We start from the raw sequence: 16,409 nt of genomic DNA on the forward strand, positions 1-16,409 counted from the left end.
TTATACCATCCTTGAAGCGAGTTTTTGCCAAACTGGAGTTGGAAGCATTCTTAGTAGCTTCATCAACATGATGAATCGTCTTGGGAAATCAATTTCACTCTTTCCTTGAGCGATACCATTTACGATTCGCTGAGTTGCGGCCTCACTACTAATAATCATAGGCATAGAGAACGTATTTCGCTCGGTTAATGGCGTTTCAACAAAGCCAGGGTGCAAAATTGAGACATGAATGTTGTGCGTTGCCAGATCAACCGAAAGTGTTCTGCCTAAGTAGGTGAGGGCTGCCTTTGAAGCGCCATAAGCCTCGGCTCTTGGCAAAGGTAAAAAGCTGGCGCTGGAGCTGACTAAAACCAAACGGCCGCCGGGCTTGATGTTTTTTAACCAAGCTTTAAGGGCGTAGCCAATTGAAATTAGGTTTATGTTGATGACGCGCTCGAATAGCTCGGCATCAAAGTTCACTGGGTCGTCGATGTACTCACAATCACCTGCATTTAAAATCAGCAGGTCGAGCGGCTTGTCTTGGTCGAGTTCTGGAAAGTTGTGGTAATCAGTCAGATCGAAACAGAGCGGTGTAATTGATGAATGCGCGATGTCTGTATCGTGAGAATCAACTAAGGCTTGCAGTTTGTCTGGATTGCGGCCACAAGCAATCACCTGATGCCCTTGCTGAGCGTAATCTTTAGCTAGGGATTGGCCGATACCTGAGGTCGCGCCTGTAATCATAATATGCATTATCGACTCGCTCTCTTTTTGATGGATTTTATCGCGCAGCCCAGTACTGGAATGTGTTCATACAACATAGAACCGACGTCGAGGTAGTCTCTGTGGTAAATCACTTGACCGTCGAGCATCTTGAGATGGCTGTGTCCTTGTACTTCGATTGGCTTTTGCCCATTTAATTGCTTGTGAGCAAACTGCATCGTCCAGTAAACGGAAGCTTCGTCGTTCGCTTCGAAAGTGTGTTCGATATGAAAGTAACAGCTGGTTACTTGGGTGTAGAGGTTCTCGAAGTAGTGCGTAAGCGCCGAAATACCGCTGACATGATGCAGCGGATCTTGGAATTCAATATCAGGGTGATAAACCGTCTTAAGCACGTCGAAATTGTCGGTTCCGAGTTCTCGATACATGTTGAGAAAGTTATCAAGCCATAGAGAGTTATCCATAATATTCACTCTAATTATTTGAAGAAGGCTAAGGCTCTCAATCGTGCTTCTTTATGCTCAACGATGGGTTGCCAGTATTCGCTGTCTATTCCGTTTTTAGCGATAAAGTCATGTGGGAAATGTACATGCTTATCTGGGATATTTTGCAGCTCTGGTATGTACTTACGAATAAAAATTCCTTTTGGATCAAACTTTTCACTCTGAGTGATTGGATTGAAAATTCGGAAGTAAGGTTGAGCATCACAGCCAGTACTTGAAGCCCACTGCCAGCCACCGTTGTTGGCGCTAAAGTCTCCGTCGATAAGGTGCGACATAAAGAAACGCTCGCCCCAACGCCAGTCAATAAGCAGGTGCTTGGTTAGGAAGCTTGCCACCACCATTCTTAGTCTGTTGTGCATCCAGCCCGTTTCAACCAGTTGACGCATTGCGGCATCAACCAATGGATATCCTGTTTTTCCTTCGCACCAAGCTTTGAAGCTAGGATGATCGTGATACCAATCTAAACCATTGTATTTTTGCTGAAAGTTAGCACCTTTGACCAGTTTAGGGTGGTGGAACATCAAATGCTTATAAAAATCTCGCCAAATCAATTCATTGAGCCAACAAAAGGCCGGTAATTGCGTATCAAATAACAGATCGGGTTGCTGCTGAATCAATTGAATCGCTAACCAACGTGGGCTCACGGCGCCAATCGCTAAATAAGGTGATAGCCCCGATGTTCCTTTAACTGAGGGAATATCTCTCAGACGTGCGTAGTCGTTGACTTTATTGCCTAAGAAATTGGGGATCACATTGCCCAATACATCTTGGCTTAATGGCCAGCGACTCGAATCAACACGCGGAAAATCGAAATCATAGTCAGCAGAGATGGTTAAGGCTTGTAAGTCGTCAGGAAGCTGTGTTTGTGAACGTTCAGCTGACTCGACAGGAGCTGGACTGCAGATGATGCCTTTCACCTGAACTTCTTTTAACCAAGCGTTCTTAAAGGGCGTAAAGACTTTGAACATCTCGCCTTGTTTGTTGAGAAAGCTACCGAGTGGCAGCATAACGTCACAATCGCTGATCTTCAGGTTTAGGCCGCTTGAAATCAGCTTTTTATCGCGAGCTTGTTCATCGACCTCTGGTTCAGAGTTAGCGTAGACGCACTTGGCATCAAGCTGCTGGCATAGATCGATGAGTTGATTGGATTGGTCGTCAAAATCGGTCGCTTTTAGGTGAAGCAACGTTATCCCGAATTCAGCGAGCTGGGAATCGAGTTGTTTTAGATGACGATAGATGAAATCAGCTTTGATTGGCGCAAGGTGGTGCTGCTGCCACGTTTGAGGAGTTGAAATGAAAACGGCGATTGTTACGCCGTTTTCAACTGCCGAGACGAGCGCTGGGTTATCGTGAATCCGCAGGTCTCGTCGTATCCATAGTATGTCGCTCAATATCCGTATCTCAGTTTAAGTTCTTGAGGGTGGGGGTTTAGGTAAACCTGTGATTCTAGGTATTCGTTCGGGTATTCCATCAGGTAGTGATTTATCAGTGTCAGCGGCACTAACAGTGGGATAACACCTTCTCGAAAAGCTGCAATTTGGTTGGTCAACTCTTGTTTGTGGGCGCTACTCAGTTGTTTCTTAAAGTAACCCTGCAAATGATGCAGCGTATTGGCGTGACTCCCTCGGTTCGCGTGATGTGACAATGCTGTCATCAAGCCCTCGATGTATTGAGCCGCCAATTCGTCGATTTCTAAGTCATTACCCGCTAGCAGTTTGCCTAAGCTTTTGTAACCCTCAACGTGGTGACACATGACGAGGTACTTGTGGGCGCTGTGGAACTGAATCAGTTTGTGTTTGGTCACACCTTCATCCACAAGATCGAGCCATTTTTGGTATGTGAATACTCGAGTCATGAAGTTTTCACGCAAAATGGGATCGTTAAGGCGGCCGTTTTCTTCAACGGGGAGTAACGGGTTACCGTCCATAATTTGTTGGGTGAACATGCCTACGCCTGTCGATTCAGAGCCGCGACCATGGTGGTGGTACACCTTCACGCGCTCCATGCCGCAGGTTGGGCTTTTTTGACACACAATAAAGCCAGCAATGTGTTGGTTTTTCTTTGAGTAGTTTTGACCGAACTCGATCAGTTCGTTGGTCACATCACCTGAGCCATCAGGGCGAGAAACATGGATGATGTCATCTAGCATTCTTGTTTGACGAATGGTTGGACGAGGGGTTGGAAGACCAACAGCCATCTCTGGGCAAACAGGTTCCAATTCCACGTAGTCTGCTAGGTCGTCTGTACAAAAACGAGAGCGTTTATGACCTGTGTCGAAACGTACTTTATGTCCAGCAACACATGCACTGATACCGATTTTGATTTTCTTTTCCATTGGCCAACTCCTTTGCTCTTGCTCTGAGCTTTTTCTTATAGTTCAACATTGCTAATCGTATTTACAGAGCTGGGTGTGTTTTTACTTTGACACCGTAGTTGTTTTTATTCAGATGTATTGACGATATACAGGATAGCTTTATGCCATCCTGTATATTTATAGCCTGCAACTGGGTTAATAGATATATTTTCCAAGTGGATTGAATAGTTGGCTCACACCTTTTGTGAAGTAAAGCGCATCACTTGAAACGGTTAAACAGACACAACCTTCTTTTGTTGCCGGTTGATGAGTGTGATTGCCATCCAACCAGATGAAGTCACCTTTGTTGTAAACGCCCATTTCGTCTTCGAAACTGCCCTCTAGAAGAAGCGTGATCTCGAAGCCTTTGTGGGTGTGGCAAGGCACTTGTCCATCTTTGTCGATGTGCAACAAGCTGGTGTGGTGTGCTTCGTCAGCAAAATCGAGTCTTGCTCGTGAAATTTTGCCTAGGTTCATCCAGTCCTTTCTCGCTACTGAGTTTAGAGCGCGAGGGATTGTGAATGTCGTGTCAGCAACAGTTACTTTCTGAACCTCTGGAGTCACTTCAACAGACTGAGAAGTATCAGCTGTGATTTGCTCTATCGCGTCAAAATCAAAGTCCATGTCGTCCATTGAGAAGCTGTCTAGATCTTCATTTGAGAATACTGGCTCTGCGTCAAAAGCATTATTCGCTGCTACAGCTGTAAGCTGCTTGACTTGTTGTTGGCAGTGTTCACACAGCTCTACATGGCTAGAAACAATCAAAGAAACTGAATCAGCCAACGTGCCATCGACGAAGTCTTTCAAGATTGCCGCGTTTGGGTGATGTTTAATCATGGTCTTGTTCCCCCATGTGAACTTTTAATTTGGCTAAAGCGAGTCTCAGACGTGATTTCACTGTTCCAAGTGGGACGCCAAGTTGCTGAGCGAGTTGCTCTTGAGAGAGCTCTTGAAAGTAAACGCCTTTGACGATGGTTTTCTGAGCGAGAGGCAACTTTTCTATTTGAGTCATTACGTGTCGGCTCATCAAATGGTCACCGAATGGCAAATCTTCGCTTTGAGACTCGGCTACCATCGCATCGATTGGCCAAATATCGTCGGCTATCGTTTGTTCGGCTTTCGCTTTCACTTTGCGCAACATATCGAACGCTGCATTACGCATTACCGTGTAAACCCAAGTGGTCGCTGCGCCTTTGTCTACATTGTAAAGATGTGCTTTCTTCCAAACATTAGTCATCGTGTCTTGAACTAGCTCGTTTGCAGCCGCTTCGCCACCCAACTTACTAATACCAAAACGCTTAATCTTAGGAGCGAAAAACTTGAACAAATAGGTGAACGCCTGCTTGTCTCGGTCTGTACCAACCAACATCAACCAGCTCGATAGCTCTGTCGGTACTTTGTTGTCTGTAGGTACTTTGTTATCGGGAATAATGACATGCTCCTTGCCGTTCCCTGAACTTCTGCTTTCCACTTGCATAGTAACTAACCATAATGCGAATTTGATAGGCACTACGTGAAAGGAGAAAGTCGGGATCACTTTAATTTAAATTAGTTTCTACTATACAAAATTATAGTGGAGAAAAGTGCTTATTGCCCCGTAATGATTTGATTCAAAAAAGGAACTAGAGACGGAAAACTGGCTGGTTCAGTAAATTCGGTTTTCTTTTCCAAAGGGATAGGCATCATTTCGAGTAGTCGCGCGCAAATCCATTGTGGGCTCTCGAAATCTGGAGTGGGATAGAGTGTTCTTATCGAATCGTGGTCGCGAAACAACTGAACCAAAAATGCGGTAAACACGTTAGGCACTTTATATTCATGGGCTGGCCAGTGAGGCATCAAGCTGAAGTTGCTTTTAATCAGGTCATCGTCGTCTCGAAACGAACCATGCAATTGCACCAACTTTTCGCCTTCGACATCAATTTCTAATATCTGGTCGTCCGACATATTGAAGTCGACGATGGTCACCTTTGTTCCCCAAGAGCTGAGATGATCAGAGTTAGATTTGTCTTGAGTGGCGATAATGAAACCATCGCCCTGCGCTGCGTGAGCGACCATCGCGAGATACTTTGGCTCAAAAATGCGCAGTCTTTGTCTGCCTCCCGGTAAAAGGAAGATGGGGAGGGGAAACACAGCGAGCTCCAGAGAAGACTCTACGGGTGTTTCTGGTTCGGCGTCTGTCCGCGTGGTCTTCCTAGGTGAATTCGGCACATAGTACTCCTTAGTTCAGATGTGATTCGAGAAGATATACGCGGGGAGGGTGGTGTTCGATCAATTCGCTTCGGCTTATGTTCGCAAAGGGATAGATATTTTGTTGCACCTGTTCATAAATTCATTGTTTTTACCTTTTCTCATACGCGTCATTAGGTAATATATGAACAAATAGTAAGCGAATGGGTAGTTGCCAGACGATGCTTCTATCTGACGTTCTTCTATACCTAACATCGCATCAAAGGAATGGTCATGATTGTTATTTATGGTATCAAAGAGTGCTTAAATCCAATTAAGTTGCAGCTCTCTAATGTGTTGCAGCAGTGCTTGAACAGTGAAATGGGTTTACCCGATGACAAGCGAGCACATCGGTTTGTGCCATTGGAACGAGATGACTTCTTTTACCCGGAAGGAAGAACAGAAGCCTATACCGTCATTGAGATAAATATGATGGAAGGTCGAGCGGTAAACACCAAAAAGCGCTTAATTAAGAAGATATTTTCTGAGATAGAGAAGCAGTTAGCTATCTCTCCAATTGATATTGAAATTTCCATTAAGGAACAGCCATCGCATTGCTGGGGATTTCGAGGGATGACCGGCGATGAAGCTCAAGATCTGAAGTACAAAGTGAACGTCTAGGGTTTAAGCTCTTAATTCTTAACTCTTAACTCTTAACTCTTAACACGTAAGACTTAAGCCAATCTATCGAGTGACGGCTTTGGAATTTGATGCCAAAGCCGTTTTCCTAGTTCTCGACACTAACCTTTAAGCATCTAAGCATCGTCACTCTTTTTTAAATACTGATGCCAATTTTCATTGATCACGTCAAAGTGCTCAACGCAGAACTCTTTTCTGTCTTTCAAATAGTCGTTTTCCACTTCATCGAGCAAGTTCTTATAGGCATCGGGATCGCTGCCATACACCAAGCATAACGTGGAGAAGTAACGCTGCAGGTCGAAACTGTGCTCGTCGATGTATTCCCCCAAGTCGTAATACTCTGGGCGGTCTTCTGACTCGAAAGCGAACATGTCTGCAGCGCTGATAGCAGCGTCGGCCCCATGCTCTACGTAGTTAAGCAGTAGCACGGTTGCTAGGTTATCAACCGCATCTTCTTCTTTACCCAATATGGCAATGTTCTGATCTTCGATATACGCATGCCCAGTCTCGTGTAGCAGGGTGTGCAGCAAGGTATCAATAGCGCCGGTTTGCGCAGATTTCCCATACTCTTTTTCGTATTGGTTCTTCTCAAAGTAATTGAGTGACTCAGCGTAAAAACTGTAAGGGATCAGTACTTGATGGGTTTGTGGATCGTAGAGTGGTCCTTCTTCCCCGCCATATTGAATGGTTAATGGCTTCTCAAACATGAAGAGTTGGTTTGATAGGTCGACCACGGTGTCATTAACGCCACTGCTTTGAATCTCTCGTTTGAGCTGCTCTTCTTCGGTATTTTGCGGTGTAGAGTACTCGACGATTAGGTTACTTTGGGTGGCTTGTTCACTAGATGCATAAGTTGTGGCAAACATTGCACTCAGGGCTAGGCTGCAGGTCAATGTTCGTTTCAATAATGTCATCGGCTATCCTTGTGATTACGTTGCGATTCAGAGTCGTGCTGGGGGTAACAACTCCAAGCTGTGTACCCTGATTTAGTTATTGCATTAGAGTATAAGTTTAGACGGAATTTTGATGCATCGAGGACTGCAATTTTTGAAGTAGGCGCTATCCTATCAATGAATAATCCGCTTAGAGATTCGCCACAAAGAATAAGTAAGCTGAATGAGCGGTGTCGATGTGATTCGTTTCTATTGGTAATTAACAGATAAATTTCGGTTCAACACAACCCTTGTGCTATACTCCGCGCCCCAATCCGAATTGGCTTGTTTAATCTTAGGAAATTATTATGAGTGTTAAAAACGAACTTCAACAAATTAACAACCGTCTAGACAAGTGTCGCCACAAGTTAGATGCTGCTAAAACTCGTAATGATCGTCCTGTTGTTCGTCAGTTCGAGGAAGAGATTAAGAAGCTAACTAAGAAAATAGCCCAGCTTAAACACAAAGAAAGCTATGATGTGAACCAAGAGCGTAAGTCTCTGGTTGATATGCCATTTAGCCGTGAGATCACTAAGGCTGAGCAAGCGGATATGGGTAAACTTAAAAAGTCTGTTAAAGGACTCGTAATTGTTCACCCAATGACGAAGATCGGTAAAGAACTTCGCATTGAGGTTATGACTGGTTACGCACCGAAAAAATTCTAATTACCAGCGATGGTGATGAAAGAGGAGCTAAAAATAGCTCCTTTTTGCTTTTTTAGGTATTAAGAAAGCAGAGTCAGCGGCATAGATACTCACGCCGTTTTCAACTTTTAGGAGGTGATTGTTGTCACAAATCCTTTTATCTCCTATAAAAGTTAACGTGCTACTAACATGGTACTAAGCGATCGCAGTAATGTGTTCGCTTTTCGAATCCACACTTTCTCTCCAGTTTGTATAAATATAGGTAGAGCAGCACAAATAATTACAGATAAAACTAGACTCATTAGGGAAGATGAGAACGTAAAAAAATAGAGGTTATATGAATCAATTAATTTCAATTGGACCACTAGAATCCTTCCTAATCGCGATTAGTGTTTTGTTTCTAGGTCATTTCGTCAATGCAAAGCTTCCGATTCTCAAAAAGTACAACATTCCAGAGCCCATTGTCGGCGGCTTGATTGTCGCTTTTGCTATTACAGCCCTGCACTTTAACGGCCTTGATCTTGAGTTTTCCTTGCCCCTGCAGAACACGTTTATGTTGATGTTCTTTGCAACGGTCGGTCTTGCGGCGAACTACACGCAGCTGATAAAAGGTGGTGCTAAGGTATTCCTATTCTTAGGGGTAGCGTCGGTTTACATCATTATCCAAAACGGTGTAGGCGTAACCTTAGCTACGGCACTAGGCCTTGAACCCTTGATGGGTTTGATTGCTGGCTCTATCACCCTTTCGGGCGGTCACGGCACAGGCGCGGCTTGGTCTCAAACTTTTGCAGACACGTTTGGCATTGCAAATACGCTAGAAATCGCGATGGCTTCAGCGACCTTTGGTTTGATCATCGGTGGTATTATCGGTAGCCCAGTGGCGCAAAAGCTGATTGATAAAAACCAGCTTGAATCTGAGTACGGCACTGGCACGCAAACACATGAACGCTTCCCTGAACTTGTTACTTACAACGAGTATGAAGAAGACAAAGTGACGGCGAAGAAGGTGATTGAAGTGTTGTTCATCCTTCTTATCTGTATCACGGGTGCGAAGTACCTAGAGCAGTGGGTGGCGACTTTTGAAATTTCTTGGTTGATGATTCCTGACTTCGTTTACGCGTTGTTTATCGGTGTGTTCATCACTAACGTGTTTGAAGTGACTAAGCTGCATAAGACTGACAGCGAAACGGTCGATATTCTTGGTACGGTGTCATTGTCACTGTTCCTAGCAATGGCGCTAATGAGCCTTAAGCTTTGGAACATATTTGACCTTGCGATTCCGTTCTTGGTTATCCTTGCGGTTCAGGCGGTTGTGTTAGGTATCTTCTCTTACTTTGTGACGTTCAAAGTAATGGGTTCTAACTACGACGCAGCGGTTATGGCAGGTGGTCACTGTGGTTTCGGCCTAGGTGCAACACCAACAGCGGTAATGAACATGGGCTCTTTGGTGAACCGTTTTGGTCCTTCACCACAGGCGTTCATGGTGGTGCCAATTGTTGGTGCCTTCTTTATCGATATCGTTAACCTGATTATCCTTCAGGGTTACATCTCGTTTATCGGTTAATGTTCGCCTTTACTTAAACGCAATGTGCTTATCGCACTAAGATGAATACAAGAAAGCCAGTCTGTTGACTGGCTTTTTTTGTTCTTGTTTATCGAGGTTTTCTTGCCTGATACCCCTGCGGTTAGGGCTCTGTCACATCAATAACTAGGGCGTGTTGATCTTTCGAGCTGATTTTTGCAGTGAGTTGCTGGGTATTTATACAAGGCAGAGGCATCGATGTGTAGCTAGCCTACATGAGAAGCCGATAACGCAGTAGAAATGACCAGCAAACGCTGCCCGAAGGGTTCGGGCTGGGCGCCACCGCAAAAAGCGTTTTACTCTTTGTTGAGGGAGGTTTGCTTAGAATGACTAGGCTACTTCTCCCTCGCCGCGATTAAAACGCTTTTGACTAGGCGTCCCCATCCGAACAAAATTTAACCACGAAAGGTCAACACGCCCTAAAGTGTTGTAACGACTTCATCAAGAGCTAGGCGCGCTTTTGGTTTGCCGTAGTTGTAGTCTTCGCCGTCTTTGTGGTAGCCGATAGCTAGCGCTACATCAACAACGTGACCTTCTAGTTCGTCAGCAAACTCTTCGCTGATCATAGCTGCATCTACACCTTCCATAGGTGTTGAAGCGATACCTAGACGAGCTAGTGTGTGCAGTGTGTTACCTAGTGCGATGTAAACTTGAGACTTAGTCCAGTTACCGTTGAAACCTGTTTCGTCTGTGTTCATTTCTGCGAATGCGTAAGCACCTAAGAATTGCTCGTACATTTCAGCTGGTAAGTGACCAGAGCTTACTTCTGTATCAGCACGCTTCGCGAATTTCTCTTTAGTGTACTTAGGATCGTGAGCAAACAGGATCGTGTGTGACGCTTCTTTCGCATGTGGTTGGTTAAACTGGAACATGTTTTCGAAAGTATTGTGGAAGCGTTGTTTTGCTGCGTCACTCTCAATGATGATGAATTTCCAAGGCTGAGAGTTGATAGAAGAAGCTGACAAGCGAAGTGCTTCTTTGATTACTTCCATGTCTTCCGCAGAGATGCGCTTTTCTGCATCGTATTTTTTAGCTGTGTAACGAGTGTTTAGATCAGTAATGATTGGATGAGTCATGTTGAATCCTAATATCTATCAATAATAAATGTTGTAGGGTTTTATGTTCAGTTACGTCAACAATAAACGGATAACCAATTTAAACGAATCTCAATAGATTGAACGTCTAAATAGTTATCGAACATGCCCCAATAAATCGAGTATCTGCGGTAGCTCAAGTCGATGGGTGTAAGATAATAGAAGAATGACTCGGGAAAAATAGCGAACATATCAAATCACTATGGTTAATAATGTCCATAATGATTCAATAAGTGTGATCTTAATGGAGGTGGAATCTCTAGATTCAGTAGCTTAGTACGCTTTGATACCATATTGGCGCAATAATGGCGGAAGTACGCTGTCTAGGTTGGGGATATCTTCTGGCGTGATTTCGATTAAACCAAAACCATGCTCTTCATAGATTTTTCTCGTAGCTTCACGTTTATTTTCGGCGATTGGCGCAGAATCAGTTCCCCAGAACTGGATGTATACTTTGCCACTTGGTAGATAAAAATCGCTGATCACTTCTTTTGATATCGGAAGCGGACGCTCGTACGCATGGACCACTCCTGCCATATAAAGCCAGTTATCAATGATCAGCTCTCCCTTTGATCGAACATAATGCCCGTCTAAGCTTCGGTGCTTCGCCTCAAATTTCTGACGAAAACTGGAGAATGACACATCGGTCGAGTGGCTTTCAGCATCATGCCCTAGGAATTCAACAACAGACTGCTTTAAACGTTTATTGCGAACCAATGAGTCGTGCCATACCACGAATAAGTTTTGAGTCGCTTTGTCTTCTCTTTGTTCACCTCCGGCTTTTAAGCCTGTAGAGGTGACATGCCAACCGTCTTCTTCTTTTGTTATCCAACCAAGCTCGTTGAGCAGTAAGTTGATTTTCTTTGCGCTGAGTTGAAAGGCACTGCCAAGCTGGGTGGCGGTGAGTGTTTTTCCTGAGAATGAGTCCAAATCGATAAGCAGTTTCTCTGGCCAGACAATAAAGACACCAAACTTCTTGTGTTCGACATATTCCCCACCAAAGCTTTCTCCCCGTTCTGTGAGAATCCAACGCTCTTGTGAACGCACTATATAGCCCGCTGTTTTTAGATCGCTAAATAAAGCTTTAGCTTCTATGCCTTTTTGTTTAGCGAGTGCGGATGTGGAAATTTTGTCTGACATAGTCTTTTCTCAAATAGCGGAGTGATCAGCTGATGGGTGTTGGATATATATATGATGCGATAGCGTTGGTAAATACCATATCACATCTATCAATGCTAACTGCAGTTCAGTGGTCTATGTTTTTAGTAGAGCGTTAGGTCTCGTTTTGTATGTTTAGCAAAATGCAGCTCAACCTGTAATTAAATTACAGGTATCTCGATTTTGCTCATCTGGGTGCATATTTTATATACGTGACACGATGTTCTTTTATACGGTTTATATAGATCTTAGATGCTATATTTTATTAAATGTGATTCCGATCACTATTTATTTTTAAGTATTACAAAATAAAGTGTGATCTAGATCTTGTGTTAATGATATTTATTCTCATTAATTTGGCTTTGTAATTTAAATTCATGGTGTTTTTGTGATCTAAAGTGCTCTTGTTAACCCTAAAGTGTTTTTCGTGTGTGATGGTTGTCACGAAAGTTGGGCTAAGGTGCATTTTGGAAATGTTGTGATACATTTTAATCGACTTTTGAGTACACACTTTCGGTCATTTGACCAACCAATACATTACGGGGTTCTACCTATGTTATCACCAGAAGCAAAGATTAAGGTTCAAAACTTTGGTCGTTTCTTATCCAATATGGTAATGCCAAACATCGGCGCATTTATTGCGTGGGGTTTCATTACTGCACTATTCATCCCAACCGGTTGGTGGCCTAACGAAACGTTAGCATCAATGGTTGGCCCTATGATTACATACCTATTGCCACTATTGATTGGTTACACCGGTGGTAAAATGGTTGGTGGTGACCGCGGTGCGGTAGTGGGTGCCATCACGACAATGGGTGTTATCGTTGGTACTGATATCCCAATGTTCATGGGTGCAATGATTGTGGGTCCACTAGGTGGTATCGCAATTAAGAAATTCGATGAAGCTGTTCACGGTAAAGTGAAGAGTGGTTTCGAAATGCTAGTGAATAACTTCTCTGCGGGTATCATCGGCATGATCTGTGCGATCGTCGCGTTCATCGTGATTGGTCCTGCGGTTAAGATTCTATCTGGCGGACTTGCTGCTGGCGTAAACGCAATGGTAGAAGCAGGTGCATTACCTCTAGCATCTATTTTTGTTGAACCTGCGAAAATTCTATTCCTAAATAACGCAATCAACCACGGTATCTTCTCTCCACTAGGTATCCAGCAATCTGAAGAGATTGGTCGTTCAATCTTCTTCTTAATCGAAGCAAACCCAGGTCCTGGTTTTGGTCTTCTACTTGCTTACATGGTGTTTGGTAAAGGTAGCGCGAAGCAATCTGCTGCTGGTGCATCTATCATCCACTTCCTAGGTGGTATCCACGAAATTTACTTCCCTTACGTTCTAATGAACCCACGTCTAATTCTTGCGGTAATCGCAGGTGGTATGGCGGGTGTATTCACTAACGTAGTGTTCGATTCTGGCCTTATCTCTCCAGCATCTCCAGGTTCTATCTTCGCAGTCTTACTGATGACGCCAAAAGGCTCTTACATCGGCGTGATTCTATCGGTTATCGCAGCAACGGCAGTATCGTTTGTTGTAGCGTCAATCCTTCTTAAAACATCAGCGCAAGATGATGAGGAAGATTCACTAGAGAAAGCTTCTGCACAAATGAAAGACATGAAAGCGTCTTCTAAAGGTGCAGCATCAGAAGCAAACGTAAACCTAGCGGATGTAAAAGCAGTTTATGTAGCGTGTGATGCGGGTATGGGTTCAAGTGCAATGGGTGCGGGTCTACTACGTAAGAAAGTAGCAACAGCTGGCCTAGACATTGAAGTGACCAACTACGCAATCAACAACCTACCGGCTGATTCGCAAATCGTTATTACGCATAAAGACCTAACAGACCGTGCTCGTAGCACTGTGCCAGGTGCGATGCATATGTCTCTAAGCAACTTCCTAGACGGCGGCGTATACGACCAACTAGTTGCTGAGCTTGTCGATGCTCAAAGTGGTGAAGCGAAAGTAGAAGCTCCGGCGCCTGCTGTAGCTGCAGCACAAGAAGGCAACAAGCTTGCACTGACAGACGACAGCATCTTCCTTGGCCTAAAAGCGACTCAGAAAGAAGACGCAATCAAGTTTGCTGGCGAACAATTAGTAAAACTTGGCAACGTATCACCGGAATACGTAGACGGCATGTTTGCTCGTGAAGAGCTTGTGTCTACTTACCTAGGTGAGTCTATCGCTGTGCCACACGGCACAATCGAAGCGAAACAATATGTACAAAAAACCGGCATTGTTTTCTGTCAGTACCCTGAAGGTATTCAGTGGGGCGAAGATGAAGATGATATCGCGAAGATGGTTATCGGTATTGCCGCACAAGGCGATGAGCACAACATGGTGCTGATGGCGATTACCAATTCACTCGATGATGAAGAAGCTGTGGAATGCTTACAGAACACAACAAACCCTGCTGATGTTCTACGTATTCTCAACGGAAACTAAAAAGCTCTAGTCAAGCTCCTGAGTGAAGGAGGCCAGTATCCCCCTACTGGCCTCATTTCGGTCTTAATCTTTCTTACAAGATTCAGTCTGAATAGCTTACTGCTTAATGCCTAAGGCACATCGTCAAGGTATGTTGTTGAGCCGTTAGCTATCTAGATTCAAATATTTATAAGGTCAAAATTATGAAAGCGTTACATTTTGGTGCAGGTAATATCGGTCGTGGTTTCATTGGTAAGCTTCTTTCTGATGCAGGTATGAAGGTTACGTTTGCTGACGTAAATGAAACGGTTGTAAATGCGTTAATTGAACGCCAAGAATACCCAGTTAAGATTGTTGGCGAAGAGTGTGTTGTCGAAGTGGTTAAGAACGTGACAGCAGTAAACTCAGCGACAAGCGCTGTAGTAGATTGCATCGCTGAGTCTGATCTTGTGACGACAGCCGTTGGCCCTACTGTTCTTAAAATCATCTCTAAGTCTATCGCTCAAGGCATTGAAAAGCGTGCAGCAGCAAACAACACTGCACCAATGAACATCATCGCGGCAGAGAACATGGTTCGCGGTACTAGCCAATTAAAAGCAGCCGTGTTAGAGCACCTTTCTGATGAAATGAAAGCGTTCACTGAAGAGCACATTGGCTTTGTTGATTCTGCGGTTGACCGTATTGTTCCACCGGCAGAAGCGGGCGAAACAGATCCTCTAGCGGTAACGGTTGAAACGTTCAGCGAGTGGATCGTAGATCAAACACAATTCAAAGGTGAGATTCCAAACATCCCAGGAATGGAATGCACTGATAACCTAATGGCTTTCGTTGAGCGTAAACTGTTCACGCTAAACACAGGTCACTTGGTAACGGCATACCTTGGTGTGCTTGCAGGTCATGAGACTATTAAAGACTCTATCGAAGATGACGTAATCCGCGCTGAAGTAACAGCGACGATGGAAGAGAGTGGTGCGGTTCTGATTAAGCGTTACGGCTTTGATCCAGAAGCACACGCTGCCTACATCCAAAAGATTCTAGGTCGTTTTGCTAACCCGTTCCTACGTGATGAAGTAGACCGCGTTGGTCGTCAGCCAATTCGTAAACTGAGCCCGCAAGACCGCCTAGTTAAGCCTCTAAACGGTACATTAGAGTACGGCCTACCGAATGCTCACCTAGTAAAAGCAATCGCTGCTGCGTTCCATTACAAGAACGAAGACGACCCACAAGCGGTTGAACTTCAAGCAATGTTCGCAGAAAAAGGCTTTGCTGAGACATTAGCGCATTATTCTGAGCTGAATAGTGACTCAGAAGTTGTTAAACTAGCGGAAGAAGCTTATCTAGCATTGAAATGATAAACCATCAAAGTGCCACACCAGTGGCACTTTCTTATTGTCGAGCCGTTATGCCAATACAAACAAGCCATGAAACTGAATTACTCGAAGCCCTTTCGGAAGCTGAGAGTGCTAGCGCCTGCCTAATGGCTGCTTATGATGCATTGGACGACACGGTAGATGCCGTATTAAAAAACATCTTTAAGAAAGACGACACTGCAATTAAGTTCGTTGTCGAGCCACTTCTCAACAGTGGTGGGCCGTTAGGCGAGATCATGATTCGTGCTAAGTTGCTACTCGGACTTGGCGTGATCAGTAAAGAACTCTACGACGATCTAGAGGTTTTCGTTACCTTGAAAGAGTGGGCGAAAATACAGGGTGAAGACACCAGCTTTACAGAAGTTGATGTGATATTTGAGCTCAACAAGGTGCACGCGATTCAGCGTATTATGCCTATCGAATATGACGCGGAGATGGTGGAAACGATGTCTGGCCCAATGCTTGAAATGTTCTTGGGGCGACATAATCAAAAGGTGAAGTCGACGATCGTATTAGCTATCACTGACATTATCACTACCCTATGCCGAGATAACGCGCTGAGCTCTTAGCTCTAGTTTGCAGCTCTGCTTATCTTGTTTCACATCCTACATAACTTGTAGCTGTTCGTTCGTTTCAATACAAAGATTAAAATGATGGCGGTTTCTCTCGTTGGAGAAATCGCTTTGTTGTTTTTGTGCTTCTAAAAAATATCCGAAATATCTTCCCATTAAATACAAAAGCAGCAGGCACAAAAAAAGCCACATTCTGAAGTGACCCCGTAAAG

General features: G+C 44.2%; 16 protein-coding genes. 6 read left to right on the plus strand and 10 right to left on the minus strand.

Annotated elements, in window-relative coordinates; all coding sequences use genetic code 11:
• From AB4384_RS11340 to AB4384_RS11370, 7 genes are all read right to left on the minus strand, one after another.
• Positions 1-732 (minus strand): SDR family NAD(P)-dependent oxidoreductase, encoded by a 732-nt coding sequence (locus AB4384_RS11340; RefSeq protein WP_372129568.1) that lies wholly within the window; start codon positions 730-732, stop codon positions 1-3.
• Positions 732-1,163 carry a nuclear transport factor 2 family protein gene (locus tag AB4384_RS11345; RefSeq protein WP_050647550.1) on the minus strand — a complete coding sequence of 144 codons (432 nt, stop codon included), beginning with the start codon at positions 1,161-1,163 and terminating at the stop codon, positions 732-734. Before AB4384_RS11345 ends, AB4384_RS11340 begins: the two co-directional genes overlap by 1 nt.
• 14 nt (positions 1,164-1,177) lie before the next feature.
• Positions 1,178-2,593, minus strand: a complete 1,416-nt coding sequence (gene phrB / locus AB4384_RS11350; RefSeq protein WP_372129569.1) for a deoxyribodipyrimidine photo-lyase — start codon at positions 2,591-2,593, stop codon at positions 1,178-1,180.
• Entirely contained in the window at positions 2,590-3,537 is a 948-nt protein-coding gene (locus tag AB4384_RS11355) for a DUF523 and DUF1722 domain-containing protein (protein WP_017070215.1), read from the minus strand. The genes phrB and AB4384_RS11355 overlap by 4 nt, the downstream gene beginning before the upstream one ends.
• A 174-nt stretch (positions 3,538-3,711) precedes the next feature.
• Positions 3,712-4,392, minus strand: coding sequence for a ChrR family anti-sigma-E factor (locus tag AB4384_RS11360; protein WP_017060966.1), 681 nt, complete (start codon positions 4,390-4,392; stop codon positions 3,712-3,714).
• Positions 4,385-5,032, minus strand: coding sequence for a sigma-70 family RNA polymerase sigma factor (locus AB4384_RS11365; protein ID WP_372129570.1), 648 nt, complete (start codon positions 5,030-5,032; stop codon positions 4,385-4,387). The genes AB4384_RS11360 and AB4384_RS11365 overlap by 8 nt, the downstream gene beginning before the upstream one ends.
• Positions 5,033-5,142: 110 nt before the next feature.
• Complete coding sequence (locus AB4384_RS11370; protein WP_372129571.1) at positions 5,143-5,763, minus strand: LON peptidase substrate-binding domain-containing protein; 621 nt, start codon at positions 5,761-5,763, stop codon at positions 5,143-5,145.
• A gap of 252 nt (positions 5,764-6,015) precedes the next feature.
• Here AB4384_RS11370 and AB4384_RS11375 point away from each other — a divergent pair, with 252 nt between their 5' ends.
• On the plus strand, positions 6,016-6,402 hold the full coding sequence (locus AB4384_RS11375) for a tautomerase family protein (RefSeq protein ID WP_017072356.1): 387 nt from the start codon (positions 6,016-6,018) through the stop codon (positions 6,400-6,402).
• Between the two features lie 134 nt (positions 6,403-6,536).
• Here AB4384_RS11375 and AB4384_RS11380 read toward each other — a convergent pair whose 3' ends face one another.
• Positions 6,537-7,334: a DUF4344 domain-containing metallopeptidase gene (locus AB4384_RS11380; protein WP_017060970.1), complete on the minus strand. Its 798-nt coding sequence runs from the start codon at positions 7,332-7,334 to the stop codon at positions 6,537-6,539.
• Positions 7,335-7,660: 326 nt separating this feature from the next.
• Here AB4384_RS11380 and AB4384_RS11385 point away from each other — a divergent pair, with 326 nt between their 5' ends.
• Positions 7,661-8,017 (plus strand): YibL family ribosome-associated protein, encoded by a 357-nt coding sequence (locus AB4384_RS11385; RefSeq protein ID WP_017060971.1) that lies wholly within the window; start codon positions 7,661-7,663, stop codon positions 8,015-8,017.
• 316 nt (positions 8,018-8,333) lie between these two features.
• Positions 8,334-9,560, plus strand: a complete 1,227-nt coding sequence (gene gltS, locus AB4384_RS11390) for a sodium/glutamate symporter (RefSeq protein WP_017060972.1) — start codon at positions 8,334-8,336, stop codon at positions 9,558-9,560.
• A 437-nt stretch (positions 9,561-9,997) separates the two neighbouring features.
• Here gltS and AB4384_RS11395 read toward each other — a convergent pair whose 3' ends face one another.
• Positions 9,998-10,654, minus strand: a complete 657-nt coding sequence (locus AB4384_RS11395; RefSeq protein WP_017061511.1) for an NAD(P)H-dependent oxidoreductase — start codon at positions 10,652-10,654, stop codon at positions 9,998-10,000.
• Between the two features lie 291 nt (positions 10,655-10,945).
• A complete protein-coding gene (locus tag AB4384_RS11400) occupies positions 10,946-11,812 on the minus strand; it encodes a hypothetical protein (protein ID WP_017070219.1) in 867 nt (288 codons plus the stop codon).
• A 571-nt stretch (positions 11,813-12,383) separates the two neighbouring features.
• Between AB4384_RS11400 and AB4384_RS11405 the strand changes: the two genes are divergently transcribed.
• The 3 genes from AB4384_RS11405 to AB4384_RS11415 all read left to right on the plus strand — a co-directional run bounded on the left by AB4384_RS11405 (position 12,384) and on the right by AB4384_RS11415 (position 16,194).
• The gene (locus AB4384_RS11405) at positions 12,384-14,276 is read left to right on the plus strand and encodes a PTS mannitol transporter subunit IICBA (protein ID WP_372129572.1); all 1,893 of its coding nucleotides are present in this window, start codon (positions 12,384-12,386) and stop codon (positions 14,274-14,276) included.
• 182 nt (positions 14,277-14,458) lie between these two features.
• Positions 14,459-15,607 carry a mannitol-1-phosphate 5-dehydrogenase gene (locus AB4384_RS11410; protein ID WP_009846102.1) on the plus strand — a complete coding sequence of 383 codons (1,149 nt, stop codon included), beginning with the start codon at positions 14,459-14,461 and terminating at the stop codon, positions 15,605-15,607.
• 50 nt (positions 15,608-15,657) lie between these two features.
• On the plus strand, positions 15,658-16,194 hold the full coding sequence (locus tag AB4384_RS11415) for an MltR family transcriptional regulator (protein ID WP_198592367.1): 537 nt from the start codon (positions 15,658-15,660) through the stop codon (positions 16,192-16,194).
• The last annotated feature ends 215 nt before the right edge of the window (positions 16,195-16,409 follow it).

Source organism: Vibrio sp. 10N.261.51.A4, from assembly GCF_041471945.1.
GTDB classification, from domain to species: domain Bacteria; phylum Pseudomonadota; class Gammaproteobacteria; order Enterobacterales; family Vibrionaceae; genus Vibrio; species Vibrio crassostreae_C.

Bases quoted from the DNA above. Each gene is read 5' to 3' on its own strand.
- AB4384_RS11415 (WP_198592367.1), top strand. From the start codon at position 15,658: ATGCCAATACAAACAAGCCATGAAACTGAATTACTCGAAGCCCTTTCG.
- AB4384_RS11400 (WP_017070219.1), bottom strand. From the start codon at position 11,812: ATGTCAGACAAAATTTCCACATCCGCACTCGCTAAACAAAAAGGCATA.
- AB4384_RS11360 (WP_017060966.1), bottom strand. From the start codon at position 4,392: ATGATTAAACATCACCCAAACGCGGCAATCTTGAAAGACTTCGTCGAT.
- AB4384_RS11385 (WP_017060971.1), top strand. From the start codon at position 7,661: ATGAGTGTTAAAAACGAACTTCAACAAATTAACAACCGTCTAGACAAG.
- gltS (WP_017060972.1), top strand. From the start codon at position 8,334: ATGAATCAATTAATTTCAATTGGACCACTAGAATCCTTCCTAATCGCG.
- AB4384_RS11355 (WP_017070215.1), bottom strand. From the start codon at position 3,537: ATGGAAAAGAAAATCAAAATCGGTATCAGTGCATGTGTTGCTGGACAT.
- AB4384_RS11365 (WP_372129570.1), bottom strand. From the start codon at position 5,032: ATGCAAGTGGAAAGCAGAAGTTCAGGGAACGGCAAGGAGCATGTCATT.
- AB4384_RS11345 (WP_050647550.1), bottom strand. From the start codon at position 1,163: ATGGATAACTCTCTATGGCTTGATAACTTTCTCAACATGTATCGAGAA.
- AB4384_RS11405 (WP_372129572.1), top strand. From the start codon at position 12,384: ATGTTATCACCAGAAGCAAAGATTAAGGTTCAAAACTTTGGTCGTTTC.
- AB4384_RS11380 (WP_017060970.1), bottom strand. From the start codon at position 7,334: ATGACATTATTGAAACGAACATTGACCTGCAGCCTAGCCCTGAGTGCA.
- AB4384_RS11410 (WP_009846102.1), top strand. From the start codon at position 14,459: ATGAAAGCGTTACATTTTGGTGCAGGTAATATCGGTCGTGGTTTCATT.
- AB4384_RS11375 (WP_017072356.1), top strand. From the start codon at position 6,016: ATGATTGTTATTTATGGTATCAAAGAGTGCTTAAATCCAATTAAGTTG.
- AB4384_RS11395 (WP_017061511.1), bottom strand. From the start codon at position 10,654: ATGACTCATCCAATCATTACTGATCTAAACACTCGTTACACAGCTAAA.
- AB4384_RS11340 (WP_372129568.1), bottom strand. From the start codon at position 732: ATGCATATTATGATTACAGGCGCGACCTCAGGTATCGGCCAATCCCTA.